The organism is Proteus faecis (assembly GCF_003144395.1).
Classification (GTDB): domain Bacteria; phylum Pseudomonadota; class Gammaproteobacteria; order Enterobacterales; family Enterobacteriaceae; genus Proteus; species Proteus faecis.
Genome location: NZ_PENZ01000012.1, coordinates 93,178 through 111,031, shown reverse-complemented (window position 1 = coordinate 111,031; position 17,854 = coordinate 93,178). Strand labels below are relative to the sequence as shown.

Below are 17,854 nucleotides of genomic sequence, written 5' to 3'. Positions count from 1 at the left end.
AATTCACGATCACGGCGCAACGTTAAGAGAAGGGCTTGTTAACGGGCGAATAATACTATCTGGTGAAGTAGAAACTTCTGCGCCCAGTGTATTATTTAACTTAATTAAGTCATTTTCGTTTAATGTGCCACGGGCATATTCAATATTTAATTGGTTAATTAAATAGTCATAACGCGCGTTGGATAATTTTTGTTTTGCATCATAAAGTGTTGTTGTGGCGTTTAACACATCAACAATAGTACGAGTACCCACTTGATAACCCGCTTCTGTTGCATCTAATGAACTTTGTGCAGAAACCACAACTTGTTGATACGCTTTAATGCTGCTGATTGATGCAGAGATATTGTTATAAGAAGAGCGGGCAATTTGGACAATAGAACGATAAACCGATTCTAATTGTTCGCTTGCACTAGTAAAACCATATTGTGCTTGTTCAACTTGTGAGCTTGTTCTGCCACCTGTATATAGAGGAATACTAACAGACAGACCAATACTATTTTGGCCACTGTAACTATTACGACTATTACCTGCTGTTGCTGGAGGTAATGCGCTACCGTGACTATGGCTATTGGATACACCAGTTGATGCATTTAAATCTACGGTTGGTAAGTGACCAGATTGTGCTAAACGGATATTCTCGCGCGCTAAATCTTGGCCCAAACGTGCACTTAATAAACTTAAGTTACGCTCTTCAGCATCTTTTAGCAGTTTCTCAATAGAGTCTGGTGAAGTGGTTGAAAAACGACCAATGTTTAGTGAGGCAAGATTAATGTAATAGATACCACTTACTTGGCGCAGTTTTTCTAATGCGTTATCTAATTGGTTACGGCCAGCGACTTCTTGTGCCAGTACGCTATCGTAATTTGCCCGCGCATTTTGTACGTCAGTAATAGCCACTAAACCTACGTTAAAACGTTGAGTTGTTTGATCTAATTGACGGTAAACTTGTTCTTTTTGCGCTTCAATAAATGATAATGAATCGATCGCACGCAAAACGTCAAAGTAAGCGGTCGCGGTGTCTAAAATCAGCTTTTGCTGACTTGTTTGGTAGGTTACATCGCTCATACCCGCAGTTTTTTCTTGAATGTTTAATTGGCGCCATAAAGCCATGTTAAACACACTTTGAGTCAGCGTTAAATTTGCACCAATAGAGTTGGATTCGGTATCTCTTGCATCACGATAGCCGCTTTTATAATCTGCCGACGCACCTAATCCTAATTGTGGTAATAATGAGCCACGAGCTTCATTAATTTTTTCAAAAGCTTGATTTCGTTCAGCTAATGACTTGCGTAACTCAGGGTTACTGTCCTTTGCTTTTTGATAAACTTGAAGCAGATCCTCAGCCTGACTTGCAGTGCTGAATCCTGCCAAACTCATCGTGATCAAAAGAGAGAGCAGTTTTTTCATTTTAATTCCTTGTTGCAACAGTTTCGCTGAGTTGCCTCTGTTAATCTTGATTGGGGATAATTCTAGCAGATTGTTTCCCTAAGTAGGGGTAGCCATTTGTGCCATATCCTTTTATTTTAGATTAACTTTACATGAATTGTTGGCAAATATCTTTAAATCTGTATTAAACGTAAGCAATAAAAAGACTCTTAAATGTAACTTAAGGAACATTGTATGAAGAAAAGGGAAAATACACCATTTTTATATGGTCGTGAAGATGTGAAATTGCTCAATCAAAAAGATCTATACAAAGGCTTTTTTCGCATGACCGAATATCGCTTTAAACATCGCCTTTTTGAAGGTGGATGGAGTGAAGAGGTTAAACGTGAGGTTTTTGAACGAGGCAATGCGGGTGTTTTGCTTGCTTACGATCCCAAACGTGATGAAGTGGTATTAATTGAGCAAATTCGTATTCCTGCGTATGAAACCAGCGAGACACCATGGTTGTTAGAAGTGGTTGCAGGTATGGTTGAACACGGAGAAAGTCCAGAAGATGTTGTTAGACGTGAAGCCCAAGAAGAAGCTGGTGTGATTGTTGGGCGATGTGAACCTATTGTGAGTTATCTTTCTAGCCCCGGTGGCACGAGCGAAAGAATGTATGTTTATGTCGGTGAAGTTGATGCAACAACCGCAAAAGGTATTCATGGGTTAGCGTGTGAAAATGAAGATATTCGTGTTCATGTTGTTAGCAGAGAACAAGCTTATCGTTGGGTTGAAGAGGGCATTATTGACAATGCTGCATCTGTTATTGCACTTCAATGGTTACAACTTCATCACCTTGAGTTAAGAAAGCGTTGGTCAGTAATTTAAGATATTAATCAATCTTTAAAGGGTGTTTTTAATAATATTATCAAGTAGAGTAACTATCTCTAAGTATACGATATCAAATGAATTAAATTGTAAAAAGAAGTGAAAAAAACGTGATTGAAAGCGAGAATATTTCTCACTAATCTTTTGAAATGTGTATTGGTTGGCAGATCTTTACTACAAAAATACGTTAACATAACGGCTAATGAGAGTGAAACAAGGAAACCTTTTGGAAAGCCAGCTTGAATTATCGGTGAAACACAAAAGCACCGTAAGAATATTACAAATTACAGACACCCACCTCTTTGCTAATGTGGAAGACACTTTGCTGGGTATAAATACCTATCGTAGCTACCATGCGGTATTAAATGCGATCAGAGAGCAAGGGCTTGATGTTGACTTGATTGTTGCGACAGGTGATTTAGTTCAAGATCAAACCGTTGAAGCTTATCAGCATTTTGTTGATGGCGTTGCGACACTAACACCTCCTTGTGTTTGGTTGCCAGGTAATCATGACTATCAACCTGCGATGATTGATGCTTTAAATCAGGCAGGAATTTTGTCAGCTAAACAAGTGTTGATTGGTAATAATTGGCAAATGCTGTTACTAGATAGCCAAATTCAAGGCGTTCCTCATGGTGAGTTATCAGATTGTCAGTTAGATTGGCTAACACGTTGTCTCGAAAGTCAAAAACACAGAGATACGGTTATCTTGTTGCATCATCATCCTATGCCTTCAGGGTGCACATGGTTAGATCAACACAGTTTAAGAAATTCTCAAGAATTGGCTGAGCGTTTAAGAGAGCACTCTCAAGTAAAAATGATGCTTTGTGGGCACATTCATCAAGAAATGGATGAGATGTGGAATGGTATTCGTTTATTGGCGACGCCTTCTACGTGCATTCAGTTTCGTCCTCATTGTACAAATTTTACATTAGATACTGTTTCTCCGGGTTGGCGCTATTTGGAAATGTCACTTTCATCTGATGAGAAGGGCAAAATTGAAACACAAGTTTACCGTTTAGCGGGTACTGAATTTTGTCCTGATCTTGATGCGGATGGCTATTAAGTTATGCCTCGTATTCTTTATTTACATGGTTTTAATAGCTCACCTAAATCAGCAAAAGCACAGGCTTTTCGCCAATGGCTTGAAACAACACATCCTGAAATTGAATTGTTAGTACCTCAATTGCCACCTTATCCTCAAGAAGCTGCTCAGCTAATTGAATCGTTAGCTAAAGAGAGAGCTGATGACAAGCTTGGATTAATTGGCTCATCATTAGGTGGCTATTTATCTATTTGGTTATCTCAACGTTTTCATTTACCCGCTGTGGTTGTTAATCCTGCGATACGCCCTTTCGATCTTTTGCAAAATTTCTTGGGTGAGAACGAAAATCCGTATACACATCAAAGATATAAACTAGAACCTCATCATATGGATGAGTTACTTGCTTTGCGTATTCCCACAATCACATCACCAGAACTTATTTGGTTGCTTCAACAAACTGGAGATGAAATACTTGATTATCGCCAAGCTGTCTCATATCTTGGCGCGTGTAGGCAAACCATAGAATCGGATGGAAACCATGCTTTTGTGGGTTTTGAACGTTTTTTTCCGAAAATTATTCAATTTTTAAAGATAATTTAGCCTTTCGGTTGATTAACCTGTAAAACGTAGGTTGATGTATCTATCCGAAAATTAATATCATATTGCCGCCAACACCTGTTATTATAAACAGTATTTTTCTAACAGCGAACCGCAGATTAAAACAATGACTCAATCAAGTTATAACGCAAAGGATATTGAGGTTCTTAATGGTCTAGAGCCTGTACGTCGCCGTCCAGGGATGTATACAGATACAACAAGACCGAACCATTTGGCACAGGAAGTGATAGATAATAGCGTGGACGAGGCGCTTGCGGGACACGCATCGAAGGTCGATGTCATTTTATATGCAGATCAATCTATCGAAGTTATCGATAATGGGCGAGGAATGCCTGTCGATATTCACCCGGAACTTAAGGTTTCAGCTATCGAGTTAATCCTTGCTCACCTCCACGCCGGAGGAAAATTCTCTAATAAAAACTATCAATTTTCTGGCGGGTTGCATGGTGTGGGGATCTCGGTTGTTAACGCCCTCTCAAAACGTATTGAAGTAACTGTTCGTCGTGATGGTAAAATTTACCAAATAGCCTTTGAAAATGGCGATAAAGTTGAAGAGTTGCATGAGATTGGCACCTGTGCAAAACGAGACACAGGAACGAGTGTGCATTTTTGGCCTGATGGGACTTATTTTGATGTTCCTCGTTTTTCTTCTAAAAGCTTATCTCATGTATTAAAAGCTAAAGCGGTATTGTGCCCGGGCGTGAATGTTTCTTTTGTCGATAAAGTAAACAACACCCAAGAAAATTGGTGTTACGCTGATGGTTTAACCGATTATTTAAGTGAAGCTGTTGCTGAATTTGTTCGCCTTCCTGAAGAGCCTTTTACAGGTAAATTTGAAGGAGATAATGAAGCCGTTGAATGGTCTATGTTATGGCTACCTGAAGGTGGCGATCTACTTACTGAAAGCTATGTTAACTTAATTCCGACAGTTCAAGGTGGTACACACGTAAATGGTTTACGCCAAGGTGTGTTAGATGCAATGCGTGAATTTTGTGAATTCCGTAATTTACTACCAAGAGGCCTTAAGTTAACCGCTGATGATACATGGGAGCGTTGTGCTTATGTATTATCAGTGAAAATGCAAGATCCCCAATTTGCAGGGCAAACCAAAGAGCGACTCTCTTCAAGACAGACGAGTGCGTTTGTTGCAAATGCAGTAAAAAATGCTTTTAGCTTATGGCTAAATCAAAACGTTCAAGTCGGTGAATTACTTGCTGAAATGGCAATTAGTAGCGCTCAACGTCGTATGCGAGCAGCTAAAAAAGTGGTGAGAAAGAAACTCACTTCAGGGCCAGCATTGCCGGGTAAATTGGCTGATTGTACTTCTCAAGATTTACGTTACACCGAGCTATTTTTGGTTGAAGGGGACTCTGCAGGAGGCTCTGCTAAACAAGCTCGAGATCGTGAATATCAAGCGATTATGCCTTTGCGCGGTAAGATCCTAAATACATGGGAAGTCTCTTCAGATGAAGTGTTAGCGTCACAAGAAGTCCATGATATTTCGGTAGCAATTGGTATGGATCCTGATAGCGATGATTTAAGCCAACTGCGTTACGGTAAAATTTGTATTCTTGCGGATGCGGACTCGGATGGTTTACATATCGCAACTTTATTGTGTGCTTTATTTGTGCGCCATTTCCCGGCTCTTGTTAAGGAAGGGCATGTTTATATGGCGATGCCACCACTTTACCGTATCGACTTAGGTAAAGAAGTTCATTATGCCCTTGATGAATCAGAAAAAAATGCCATTTTACAACGTTTAAGTCGTAAAAAAGGAAAGCCTAACGTACAGCGCTTTAAAGGTTTGGGGGAGATGAATCCTCTTCAACTGCGTGAAACAACGCTTGATCCTAATACGCGTCGTTTAGTGCAATTGGTGATTGATGATGAAAATTATCAAGAAACCTTAGGCATGATGGATATGTTGTTAGCGAAGAAACGCTCTGAAGATCGCCGAAATTGGTTACAAGAGAAGGGCGATGAAGTTGACATCGAAGTGTAATGGATACCACAAGAGTCTGAGGAAAAATTGAATGAGTGAATTGACTCATGATGGTGTAGAGCGCCAACCGCTCCACTTATTTACAGAAAATGCTTATCTCAACTACTCCATGTACGTCATTATGGATCGTGCATTACCTTTTATTGGAGATGGGCTAAAACCTGTGCAACGTCGCATCGTTTATGCGATGTCAGAGCTTGGTTTAAGTAATACCGCTAAATTTAAAAAATCAGCCCGTACTGTTGGTGACGTGCTAGGTAAATATCATCCGCATGGTGATAGTGCATGTTATGAAGCAATGGTACTGATGGCTCAACCGTTCTCTTACCGTTATCCGTTAATTGATGGACAAGGTAACTGGGGGGCACCGGATGATCCAAAATCTTTCGCTGCGATGCGTTATACCGAGTCACGCCTTTCTAAATATTCACAAACATTATTGAGTGAATTAGGTCATGGTACGGTAGATTGGATCCCTAACTTTGACGGCACGATGCAAGAGCCGAAAATGTTGCCAGCACGCTTACCTAATATTGTGCTTAATGGCACAACGGGTATTGCTGTTGGGATGGCAACGGACATTCCACCGCACAATGCGCGTGAAATAGGGCAAGCTTTAGTCATGCTTTTAGATAACCCTGATGCAGGGTTATCTGACGTGATGCAATATGTTCAAGGCCCTGATTATCCGACTGAAGCTGAAATTATTACTGCTCAAGACGATATCAAAAAGATTTATAAAACAGGACGTGGCTCTGTCAGAATGAGAGCAGTGTGGCAGAAAGAAGAAGGATGTGCGGTGATCACGGCATTACCTCATCAAGTTTCTGGTGCCAAAGTACTTGAGCAAATCGCTGCATTGATGCGAGCAAAAAAACTGCCTTTAGTTGAAGATTTACGTGATGAATCTGATCATGAAAATCCTACTAGACTTGTTATTGTTCCTCGTAGTAATCGCGTCGATTTAGAACAAGTGATGTACTACTTGTTTGTGAATACTGATTTAGAGAAAAGTTATCGCATTAACCTAAATATGATTGGGTTAGATAACCGCCCAGCAGTAAAAGGGTTACTGACTATTTTAAACGAATGGTTAGTTTATCGTCGCCAAACAGTGACAAACCGATTAAATCATCGTTTAGAAAAAGTTTTACGTCGCTTAGAGATCCTCAAAGGTTTATTAATTGCTTATCTCAATATTGATGAAGTGATTGAAATTATTCGTCATGAAGATGAGCCAAAAGCAGAATTAATGCGTCGTTTTGAGTTATCTGATATTCAAGCTGAAGCTATTTTAGAATTACGTTTACGTCATTTAGCCAAACTGGAAGAGATGAAACTAAAAGGCGAAAGTGATGAGCTTGAAAAAGAACGCGATAGTATTGAGAAATTATTAAGCTCACCACGTCGTTTAAATACTTTACTGAAAAAAGAAATTGAAGCCGACGCAAAAGAATTTGGTGATGATCGTCGTTCACCTATCCGCCCTCAAGAAGAGGCGAAAGTAGTGAATGAGCAAGATATGTTGCCATCAGAGCCTGTCACCATTGTACTTTCTGAAATGGGCTGGGTACGTAATGCAAAAGGACATGATATTGATCCTAGAGGCATGAGTTATCGCGCTGGGGATAGTTATCACAGTGCCGTACGAGGTATGAGTAATCAGCCTGTTCTGTTCCTTGATTCCACCGGACGAAGCTATACCTTGAGTCCAAATGATATGCCTTCAGGACGTAGCCAAGGCGAACCATTAACCGGTAAGTTAACTTTCCCACCTGAAGCCAGTGTGAAATACATGTTAGCGGGAAGTGCGGGACAAGAATATTTACTGGCAACAAAAGAAGGTTATGGCTCAGTTCTTTCCTACGATGAGATGGAAACGAAGAATAAAACAGGTAAAGGGCTACTAACCGTTTCTGAAGAGACTGAATTATTAGCACCACTCTTAGTTGATCCTCAAAAGAAAAATGAGCAACACTGGTTTATTATCATCACTGATAAAACACGTATTTTAGCCATTTCAGCCGAACAACTGAATGAAATGAATAAAAAAGGACGTGGTACACGTCTTGTTGCTTTAGGAAAAGAACAAGGTGATGTGATTGAACAAATGCTGTTTGCACCTAAAGATGAAGCATTAATCTTTACTGTTGATGGTCAGCAAGAAGTGCTTAAAGCAGAAGAGATCAACTATTTTAGCGGTAATGCGGGTGATGAACCTATTCCGTTAAAACATCTACATCCTGAAGCAGTTACCGTCATTATGTCTGAAAAAGGACTTATTCGTTGTCAAAAAGGACATAGTATCGATGCTAAATCGGTTGGTTTTAAATCCGGTGATGATTATTTTGATGCTGTTGAAGGGATGAGTAATCAACCAGTACACTTAATTGACACCACAGGTCAAAGCTACACCGTTGATGTTGATGCATTACCTTCGGGACGTAGCAAAGGTGATGCGCTAACTGAGCGATTAAAAGTCCAGAAAGGTGCACAATTACGTCATGTTATTATGGGCGAAAATACGGATAAGATCGTAATGGCATCTGATGCTGGTTATGGTTTTATCTGTCAGGTTGATGATTTAACTTCTAAAAATAAAGCAGGAAAATCATTACTGACTTTACCTGAAAATGCATTACCATTACCACCACAACGCTTGAACAATGAGCTCACTGATCTCATTATGATCATTACTAAAGGCGGTAGAATGCTGATTTTTGAAGCATCGGAATTACCAACGATGGTAAAAGGAAAAGGAAATCAAATGGTTTCTATTCCGGCGTCACAAGCCACAAGTGGTGAAGATAATGTCGCTTGGTTACGTGTATTACCTGAAAATGCCTCTGTTACACTGCATTTTGGTAAACGTAAAATAACCATGTCGATGAATGAGCTAGTTAGCTTTAAAGCAAAACGTGGACGTCGAGGAACCTCTTTACCTCGTGGTGCTCAAGTTATCGATCATATTGATATTGAAACAAATTAAATCTAATACTTAATTGATATTGAGTGGGTCTGGTTGACCCACTTCTATTTAGGACGCTAAAACTTATGTTAGCCATTATTCGAGGCATCATTGTCATTCTTTACACCATTATTGTGGTGACGTTTGGGATGATTTATTGCATGTTTTCACCAAGAAATCCTAAGCATGTAATGACTTATGGACGCTTATTCGGCAAGTTATCTACTATTTTTGGTATCAAACTCGTTGAGCGCTTTCCAAAAGAAGCAAAAAGTTATGGTCCAAGTATTTATATCGGAAATCATCAAAATAATTTTGATATGGTAACGATGTCAAATGCGGTTCAACCTAATACCGTTACAGTAGGTAAAAAAAGCTTAATTTTTATTCCTTTTTTTGGTCAATTGTATTGGATCACGGGGAATATTTTAATTGATAGAGCAAATCGCTCTAAAGCGCATGGCACTATTTCACAAGTTGCTGATCAAATTAAATCGAAGAAGATTTCTGTTTGGATGTTCCCAGAAGGAACTCGTAGCCGTGGCCGTGGATTATTACCGTTTAAAACGGGGGCATTCCATGCTGCCATTCAAGCGGGGGTACCGATTATTCCTGTTTGTGTTTCAACAACGCAGGGTAAAATCAAGCTAAACCGTTGGAATAATGGCTATGTTATTGTTGAAATGTTACCTCCAATTGATGTTTCAAAATACACCAAAGATCAAGTTCGAGAATTAGCAGAAGATTGTCGTCAAATTATGAAAGCGAAAATTGAAGAGCTAGACAGAGAAGTTGAAGAAATGAATAAACGTGATTTTCCCGGTAAGTTAAATTAATACTTCTTTTAGTTTCTTTGTTAGTACGAATATAAGCCTGATCTTCATATATTCGTCATACTTTAAGGTGCAACGTTGTTGACTAAGCTCATTTGCACTAGTCACACACTTATGTATGTGACTAGCGACTCACTCACTTGTCGCCTAGTTGCACCTTAAATTATTTAGAGTATATATTTTTATGTATTCCAGTTGTTGCCTAGCTGCATTTTGAATTATTTAGCGTGCTGGTTATCAACTATTTTTAGGATTTATGTCACATCCGCGCTATTATGCTCCCGTAATTTCATTTAAGTCCTTTTGTCTTTAAATCACAGCAGCTTTTTTCCTGTCACAGCATTTTGATTATGCAATAGGAATATTTGTATTTTGTTGCGGAGAAAGTATGTCATTTAGTCGTCGCCAGTTTATTCAGGCTACAGGCTTAGCGGTATGTCTGGGCTCTATATCTTCTGTTCGTGCTGAATCAGTTAATGATAAAAAATTACCTATACCGCCATTGTTGGAATCGCGTCGTGGTCAGCCACTGTTCTTAACTTTGCAAAATGTGCATTGGGCGTTTAATGGTACTCAAAAAGCGGAAGTTTGGGGGATCAATGGCTCAACTCCGGGACCGACAATCAAAGTCAAAAGTGGCGATGATATAAAACTGATTTATAGTAACCGCCTTAATGAAGCGGTATCAATGACGGTAAGTGGCTTATTAGTTCCGGGCACTCAAGTCGGCGGGGCTGCAAGACTAATGTCACCTGGAGCTTATTGGTCGCCGGTATTGCCTATTCGTCAGAAAGCAACAACATGTTGGTATCACGCCAATACGCCGTTTAAAATGGCTCCTCATGTTTATAATGGATTGGTCGGAATGTGGATTGTGGAAGATGAAGAGAGCAAATCCCTACCGCTACCAAAACATTATGGAGTGAATGATTTTCCGATCATTATTCAAGATAAACGGATTGATAATTTTGGCACGCCACAATACGACAAAGAAGCTGCTAGTGATGGCTTCTATGGTGATACATTGCTAGTTAATGGACGTGAAGATCCTTATATTGAAGTTTCTAGAGGTTGGATCCGCTTACGTTTAGTTAATGCATCTAATGCTCGTCGTTATGAACTCACTGCAAATGATGGTCGTTCACTTTACCTTATCGCTTCTGATCAGGGGTTATTAACATCCCCTGTAGAATTGAAATCAATTCCAATGGCTCCTGGGGAGCGACGTGAAATATTGGTTGATATGTCTGAAGGTGGTGACGTCACCATTACCGCAGGGCAAAGTGCCGGCTTTATGGATAGGCTCCGTGGTATTTTTGAGCCTTCTGATTTATTACGTAATACCAATATACTAACTATTAAACCAACCGGATTAATGTCATTAATGACAGACAAAGTTCCTACGCAATTAGCGGTAGATGATACACAAATTACTACCTCTATTCAGCCTAGAACTATTCAACTGCATAACAGTCCACCGGGAATAAATAATGCTCGTTGGGAACTTTCAAGAATTGATTTAGTGGGTAAGCAAAATGGCTGGGAGCGTTGGCTTGTAACAGTACCGACACCGCAACCATTCCATATTGAAGGTGCCCGTTTTAAAGTGATTAATCATAATGGTCAGAAACCTGCACCCGCCGATTTTGGTTGGAAAGATACTGTTTGGATTGAGAATCAAAGTGAATTGCTAGTGGAACTAAAACAGCCTTCTTATTCGCATTTCCCTTTCCTGTATTATAGCCAGTTATTAGAAAATGCAGATAAAGGTATGGTAGGTCAAATGGAAGTCACGCCTTTAGAATAAAGAACAGTAGTAACATTCAATTAAAAGAAAAACAGTATTTTTAAAATAAAGATACTGTTTTTTTATATTAAAAATAATCTAGATTGTTTTTTTAGACTAAAGTTAAATAGAGGTAAGTATTCTTAAAAACAAATTGTTAATCAATTTGATATTTTGTTTATTTATTTAAGTTCTCTTTGTTTAGTTGACTTAAATATTGTCATTAATGAGGCTAATATTGAAATAGGTTAATTTTGCTTGTTTGTAATATAATAAAAAGTGTTCTGTTCTTGTTTAATCTATCTATTAATTTGTGATTATGTAGTCAATCTATCTATTTTTATGGTGTTAAATCATATTTTTGAGATGCCCTTCAAGTAATTATTTTTCTAGAAACTAGAGAATCTTCACGTCTTTTATTTTTGATCCTTAATTAATGTTATTAAATTTTAATATAACTGAAGGTACAGAATGAACAAAGAAATAGCTTTAAGTCATCATCACAAAATGAATAAAAAAAATAAAATAAATAAAAATGTATTCCAACTTTCTCTTGTTGCATCAGCGTTGCTTTTTTCTGGATATTCTGTGGCATATTCAGAAGCTGGGCAAATAGGTGATACAAAAAGTTGGGAAAGCCAAGAGTATCAAAAAGACTGGGGACTTGCTGCGATGAATGCCTCTAGTGCTTATGCGCTTGGTTTTCATGGGCAAGGTGCCAAAATCGGTGTGATGGACTCAGGTGCATTATTATCACATCCTGAATTAAATGATGCGCGTTTCCATGCTGTTAAAGCCAAAGGCCAATATGGTTCAACAGGTATGCGCTATCCTCAAAAATTGGGCGGGCATTATGAAAAAGGTCAAGCCTTTGATGTTGATGGAGGCTGGATCAAAGGTGTGAATGATACACACGGAACACACGTGACAGGCACGGTAGGCGCAAGCCGTGACGGTAATGGCATGCATGGGGTTGCATGGGGTGCTGATGTTTATTTAGGAAATACGGGGGCAACAGATAGCAATAACTACGGCCCTTATCAAGATTACACCTATTTCTATACTGGTTGGAAAGCGATGGTTGATGCAGGCGCTCAGGTGATTAATAATAGCTGGGGTACTAACCCTCGAATTATTAATACAGTTCCGACGAAAGGCCCAGATGGTGGTAATACCACCGAACATATGCCTGTAGATACTACTGCACAAACAGAATACGAATATTTCTACTTTAAAAAAGTCTATGGTGATAAACCATCCTTTGTTGATGCCGCTTATGATGCAGTAAAAGGCACAAATGTTGTTCAAGTCTTTACAACCGGTAATCGCGATTTTGCCCAGCCTTATTATCGTCCTCTTTATCCTTATTTTAATCCTGAAGCAGAAAAACATTGGATCGCTGTTGCCGGTCTTAAACAGAATGCCGACAAGTCAGGTTATGAATTAGAAAAAATCTTTAATGAAGCAGGGAATGCGAAATGGTGGACGGTGGTTGCTCCGGGTCGTTACATTTATTCGTCAGTTGTTGATGAAGAGGGAAATGCAGGTTGGGATACCTTTAGTGGTACATCCATGGCTGCACCTCATGTGACTGGTGCAATGGGCGTATTAATGTCTCGTTACGGCTCTATGAATGCGATGCAAGTGCGTGATGTGATGTTTACAACGGCCAACCATCATAACCCAGATGGATCTTTATATGATAGCTGGACTGCGGCTGAAGGTACGCCGGATGTGCGTTATGGTTGGGGTACACCAGATTTAGATAAAGGGATGTATGGTCCGGGGCAATTCTTAGGTAAATTTGAATATAACTTAAGCATGACACCGCTTGATGTCTGGACAAATGATATTTCACAAACCGCATTAGATTTACGTGAACAAGAAGATCTCGCATGGCTGAAGGAATATACAGATAAAGGCATTGCTGCTGGTGGTGATTATAATCTAGGAACGGATTTTGTTATCAATGATGGTAATCCAGATCCAACCTCGCATATTGTAAGTAAAGAAGATGCTGAAAAATGGCGTAAAGAGTATTACCAAAAACGTGCTGATGCTATTCAAGCTAAAATTGACGCCGGTTTATATGATGGTGCGTTAGTTAAGAAAGGTGAAGGCACATTGGTGATGACTGGCGATAATACTTATCGTGGCGGTACAACAGTCGAGCAAGGAACGTTATATGGCTTTACCGAATCGTTTGGCACTGAAGCTGTTAATGTTAATGGCGGTAAATTAAGTGTTATTGATCGCTATAACGATACCTTTACACAACAAGGCCAATTGGCATCAAATGAGAGTCATAAAGCTAATATTAATATTAATGATAAAGGTACATATTTGGTGACCGTTGGGCATGATGTTAATGTCGGCGATATGTCCTTAAATAAAGGGGCAAATTTAGATGTTGGTGCAGATAATGAAGGTCAGTTAAAAGATATTTATCTGAACAATACTGTTGCGACAGGTTCCGTTAATGCAGACAATTTAGTTGATAATCGTACTAAAACAAAAATGTTAGCGAATAATAGCGTGGTTGCAAATAGTGACTATGCGTTATTTGATAAAAATGTTTCTGTAAAAGACAACACAATTACAGGTACATTAAGTAAAAAAGAAAATACCTCTTTAGCCACTTTTGCTAACAATGAAAATGGTCGCTCTATTGCGAATACATTGAATAGCACAGGTCGTGGCGATTTATTCAATGCAGTATTACCAATGAATGAAAGAGATCTGAGCAAGACTTATAATTCATTGGGGAGCGATATGTACCTTAATGCAAACAGTGCGAGTGTCGTAAATGTTTTAGGGTTAACTCGTACAGTGAAAGATCAAGCTATGGGTATTGGTCAAGGTCGCTATGCTACATTGGATAGCAGTAACGCACGTATTTGGATGACAGGTATTGGCCAATGGGGTAATACTGATTATGGTCATAGCAATATGGATGTTGATTTCTATGCAGGGTTATTAGGCGCAGAAATTGATGTGACTGAAAATACGAAAGCGGGTCTCTTCTTTGGTGCAGGTTCAACCAAATATAAAGGTAATGAACACGGTAAAATAGACAGCAATGATATCCATATTGGTGCTTATGGGGTGTCTAATTTGTATGATGTGGCTTCATTAAATTATGGTTTCACACATACTAACCAAGATAGAGATGCAAAAAGAACACTTTGGGTAGGACAAAATGCAGGTTATAACTCTACAAGTTATGATGCAAAAATTACTCAAATCTTCTTAGAAGGTGCTTATACTCAATTTAATACTAATCAATATGCTATTGAGCCATATGCAGGATTTAGCTGGTTGCGTGTATCAACTGATGATATCAATGAAAATGTCGGTAATATGAAATTTACCACTAAGACTGATTCACAAGATATTCAAGTCGGTACTATTGGTTTACGTGGTGGATATCCATTTATAGCTGGCAACGTTAATATGGCTTTAAAAGGCGATATTTCTGCAAGTCATTTATTTGGTGATAATCGCCCTGAATCACGCCTATTCTTATCAAATTCCGGTGATGCAACATTACGTGGTGGTAAACTGGATAATCTATTTGGTGTTGGCTTTGGTGTTGATGCGCAATTAAGCAAATCAACAACTTTCGGTATTTCTTACCAAGGTCAATATAATAGTGATGTAAGCTCAAGTGGTATTAATGCAACACTGAAAGTTAATTTCTAAATCTTATTTGTTATTTTTTTGATATTGAAAGCCCTTAGTAATAAGGGCTTTTTTTTGTATTAAAGTTAATATTAATATTTTATTTTTAAATGACAAGAGAGGAAGGGACTATGACTATTATTAATGATGCTACTTTAAAAGATATAAAATATATTATTCATTATAAAGGAGGAATGAGTAATGGTAATTATGGTATAAAGGATTTAATTGATAAAATCGAAAATATAAATAGGAGTTTTATTTTCTCATATAACAAGAGAGGTTTTTTTCAAAAAGTCTTTGATTTTATAAAAGAAATAATGAATGTTAAAATAAATTGTGATTTTATTTTGAATTGTGATAAGTATGATAAAATAAATGAATTTTATTTTTTAAAATCATTGAAAAATAATGAGGTTATTAATTCTGATAGAATTACAATAGACTATTATAATCTTAATAATAAAATTTCCTCGTTTTTACAACGGAAAATGAAAAATGGTGTGGATGAAAGAGAATATATTAATATCTATCTGAAAAATAATGTAAAAACGAAGGGTGACTTCTTATTGCTATATTCAACTCTAAATAAATTGATGAGTTCAATAGAAAATAAAAAGAATGAAAGCAGATTAAAACAAACTGACGGTGAGGGATGTTTTAAATTTATATCAAGAAATGACCTTTTTTATAAAGAGAGTATTTTTAATCTGCTAGACTCTATTTATGGAGATGGAGAGAGTGAAGCGAATGAAATTATAAAAATAAAAAATATAAATAATTTAAAAAAAATTAATACAACAAATAAAGAAGTTCATATTAACAATCTAATTAAATTTATTCATCATTTAAAAGAAAAAGAGATGAGGAATGAATTATTTCTATTAAAATTAGAAAACACATTGAAAAATATAAAAATGGCTCTTGATTCTTTTAGAGATAATAAAAATATACAGATTGTTGGTGATAATTTGAAAGCATTATTGCCATCCTATATGCAAGAAGCAATGATGAATAATAATAAATTAATTAATTTTGATTTTGAGGTGTATGAAAAATTTGATAACAGTAATGATATATATAAAGATAAAATAAAATTAATTTTTGATGAGTACAAAATGAATAATAGACAAAAAACATCATACATTAAAAATATTATCGATAAGTTAGAGCTTTATGATATTAATAACTATCTACAGTTTAATAAAAAATTATTAAATGATTTATTACTTTATTTGAAATAAAATATATCATATAGCTTGCGACTATATGATATTTTATTTTTTAACTTAACGCGACTTTAATACCTAAACCAATCAGTACTACACCTAATACTTTATCAATCCCTTTTTGGACTTTATTAAGCACTTTTCTGACAGGCGCACTTTGAATTAATAAAACCAATAAAGGCCAGTAAACTACGGCTAAGCCCCAAATAATAAAGGCATACCATAATTTTTCACCGATGCTTGAATCAACACTTAATACTTGAGTGAAAACGGCAAGAAAGAACAAAGTGGCTTTAGGGTTGAGTAAATTACAGAGAAAACCCTGCATAAAAGCTTTCTTAAAGCTGATTTGTGAATGTTGTGTGGCTTTTTCATCAATCGAATGATTAGATTTTGAGAGCAAACTCTGAAAGCCAATCCATAGCAAATAAACAGCACCTGCATATTTTAAAATGGAAAAAAGCCAAGGTGTTGTTGTGATAAGAACAGCAATGCCGGCAACACAATATGACATATGCACAAGTAATGCAGCCACAATTCCCATTGCAGTCATCATTGCTGCAGATCGTTGATAACGTGCTGCATTTTTTACAACGAGAAAAAAGTCAGGACCTGGTGAGATCATACCGAGTAAAGCAATTGTAAAAACAACTAAAGAAGTTTCAAGCATAATAGCGCCTTGTATATAACAATATTATAATGATTGAATCTTATATGATTAAGTTAACACTTCGAGTATAAAGCAATTATTTATTATCAAGGAAGCATAATTTGTATCGACTCAGGTTTTAGCTTTACGTATAGTGTGAACAGTTTTTTCCCATCTTTACCCGTAGGTGTGTAAATGAATATTAGTTTAATCGCAGCATTAGCGATGGATCGCATTATTGGTATGGAAAAGGCAATGCCTTGGACATTACCGGGTGACCTCGCATGGTTTAAAAAAAATACGCTAAATAAACCCGTTATTATGGGGCGGGTGACTTATGAGTCTATTGGACGTCCTTTACCAAATCGTCTTAATATTGTTTTGAGTAGTCAGCCTGGAACAGATAGCGATGTTATTTGGGTTAAATCTGTAGAGGAAGCTTTACAAGCCGCTGAAAATCATGAAGAAATCATGGTTATAGGCGGCGGTAAAGTGTACGAGCAATTTCTGCCTATGGCAAATACACTTTATCTAACACACATCGATGCTGAAGTTATCGGTGATACAACATTCCCAGATTATGAACCTGATGAGTGGGATTCTACTTTTATGGAATACCATGAAGCAGATGAAAATAACTCACATAACTACTGCTTTGAAATATTAAAAAGAAGAAAATAACAAGAATTAAATAAAAAGGGAGATTTAATATCTCCCTTTTTATTATTCCTATTTTATTCCTATAAAAATAATAAGAAGTAAAATTTATTATTCTACTTAAATATTT

General features: G+C 37.4%; 12 protein-coding genes and 1 pseudogene. 11 read left to right on the top strand and 2 right to left on the bottom strand.

Annotated features, from left to right (window positions below; translation table 11 throughout):
- Positions 1–9 precede the first annotated feature (9 nt).
- Positions 10–1,407, bottom strand: coding sequence for an outer membrane channel protein TolC (gene tolC / locus DK858_RS03395; protein WP_109396225.1), 1,398 nt, complete (start codon positions 1,405–1,407; stop codon positions 10–12).
- Between the two features lie 213 nt (positions 1,408–1,620).
- On the opposite strand from tolC, the gene nudF reads away from it, so the two are divergent.
- The 10 genes and pseudogenes from nudF to DK858_RS03350 all read left to right on the top strand — a co-directional run bounded on the left by nudF (position 1,621) and on the right by DK858_RS03350 (position 16,433).
- Positions 1,621–2,256: an ADP-ribose diphosphatase gene (nudF, locus tag DK858_RS03390; protein ID WP_109396224.1), complete on the top strand. Its 636-nt coding sequence runs from the start codon at positions 1,621–1,623 to the stop codon at positions 2,254–2,256.
- A 226-nt stretch (positions 2,257–2,482) separates the two neighbouring features.
- Positions 2,483–3,322, top strand: coding sequence for a 3',5'-cyclic-AMP phosphodiesterase (gene cpdA, locus DK858_RS03385; protein WP_109396223.1), 840 nt, complete (start codon positions 2,483–2,485; stop codon positions 3,320–3,322).
- 3 nt (positions 3,323–3,325) lie between these two features.
- Positions 3,326–3,901 (top strand): esterase YqiA, encoded by a 576-nt coding sequence (gene yqiA, locus DK858_RS03380; RefSeq protein WP_109396222.1) that lies wholly within the window; start codon positions 3,326–3,328, stop codon positions 3,899–3,901.
- Positions 3,902–4,025: 124 nt separating this feature from the next.
- Positions 4,026–5,921: a DNA topoisomerase IV subunit B gene (gene parE / locus DK858_RS03375; protein WP_109396221.1), complete on the top strand. Its 1,896-nt coding sequence runs from the start codon at positions 4,026–4,028 to the stop codon at positions 5,919–5,921.
- 31 nt (positions 5,922–5,952) lie between these two features.
- A pseudogene (gene parC / locus DK858_RS03370) lies at positions 5,953–8,133 on the top strand (DNA topoisomerase IV subunit A); the annotation flags it as partial.
- Positions 8,134–8,184: 51 nt separating this feature from the next.
- Entirely contained in the window at positions 8,185–8,910 is a 726-nt protein-coding gene (locus DK858_RS18480; RefSeq protein ID WP_410110860.1) for a DNA gyrase C-terminal beta-propeller domain-containing protein, read from the top strand.
- A gap of 65 nt (positions 8,911–8,975) precedes the next feature.
- On the top strand, positions 8,976–9,725 hold the full coding sequence (locus DK858_RS03365) for a 1-acylglycerol-3-phosphate O-acyltransferase (RefSeq protein ID WP_109396219.1): 750 nt from the start codon (positions 8,976–8,978) through the stop codon (positions 9,723–9,725).
- A 385-nt stretch (positions 9,726–10,110) separates the two neighbouring features.
- Positions 10,111–11,529: a cell division protein FtsP gene (gene ftsP, locus DK858_RS03360; RefSeq protein WP_109396218.1), complete on the top strand. Its 1,419-nt coding sequence runs from the start codon at positions 10,111–10,113 to the stop codon at positions 11,527–11,529.
- Positions 11,530–11,979: 450 nt separating this feature from the next.
- Complete coding sequence (gene pta, locus DK858_RS03355) at positions 11,980–15,210, top strand: autotransporter Pta (RefSeq protein ID WP_109396217.1); 3,231 nt, start codon at positions 11,980–11,982, stop codon at positions 15,208–15,210.
- Between the two features lie 110 nt (positions 15,211–15,320).
- Complete coding sequence (locus DK858_RS03350; RefSeq protein ID WP_109396216.1) at positions 15,321–16,433, top strand: hypothetical protein; 1,113 nt, start codon at positions 15,321–15,323, stop codon at positions 16,431–16,433.
- 40 nt (positions 16,434–16,473) lie between these two features.
- Here the strand turns inward: DK858_RS03350 and DK858_RS03345 are convergent, their stop codons facing one another.
- Positions 16,474–17,088 carry a LysE family translocator gene (locus DK858_RS03345; RefSeq protein ID WP_109396215.1) on the bottom strand — a complete coding sequence of 205 codons (615 nt, stop codon included), beginning with the start codon at positions 17,086–17,088 and terminating at the stop codon, positions 16,474–16,476.
- A gap of 174 nt (positions 17,089–17,262) precedes the next feature.
- Here DK858_RS03345 and folA point away from each other — a divergent pair, with 174 nt between their 5' ends.
- Positions 17,263–17,748 carry a type 3 dihydrofolate reductase gene (folA, locus tag DK858_RS03340; RefSeq protein ID WP_109396214.1) on the top strand — a complete coding sequence of 162 codons (486 nt, stop codon included), beginning with the start codon at positions 17,263–17,265 and terminating at the stop codon, positions 17,746–17,748.
- Positions 17,749–17,854: the final 106 nt, after the last annotated feature.

Bases quoted from the DNA above. Each gene is read 5' to 3' on its own strand.
- DK858_RS03365 (WP_109396219.1), top strand. From the start codon at position 8,976: ATGTTAGCCATTATTCGAGGCATCATTGTCATTCTTTACACCATTATT.
- pta (WP_109396217.1), top strand. From the start codon at position 11,980: ATGAACAAAGAAATAGCTTTAAGTCATCATCACAAAATGAATAAAAAA.
- yqiA (WP_109396222.1), top strand. From the start codon at position 3,326: ATGCCTCGTATTCTTTATTTACATGGTTTTAATAGCTCACCTAAATCA.
- ftsP (WP_109396218.1), top strand. From the start codon at position 10,111: ATGTCATTTAGTCGTCGCCAGTTTATTCAGGCTACAGGCTTAGCGGTA.
- parE (WP_109396221.1), top strand. From the start codon at position 4,026: ATGACTCAATCAAGTTATAACGCAAAGGATATTGAGGTTCTTAATGGT.
- folA (WP_109396214.1), top strand. From the start codon at position 17,263: ATGAATATTAGTTTAATCGCAGCATTAGCGATGGATCGCATTATTGGT.
- DK858_RS18480 (WP_410110860.1), top strand. From the start codon at position 8,185: ATGTCTGAAAAAGGACTTATTCGTTGTCAAAAAGGACATAGTATCGAT.
- tolC (WP_109396225.1), bottom strand. From the start codon at position 1,407: ATGAAAAAACTGCTCTCTCTTTTGATCACGATGAGTTTGGCAGGATTC.
- DK858_RS03345 (WP_109396215.1), bottom strand. From the start codon at position 17,088: ATGCTTGAAACTTCTTTAGTTGTTTTTACAATTGCTTTACTCGGTATG.
- nudF (WP_109396224.1), top strand. From the start codon at position 1,621: ATGAAGAAAAGGGAAAATACACCATTTTTATATGGTCGTGAAGATGTG.
- DK858_RS03350 (WP_109396216.1), top strand. From the start codon at position 15,321: ATGACTATTATTAATGATGCTACTTTAAAAGATATAAAATATATTATT.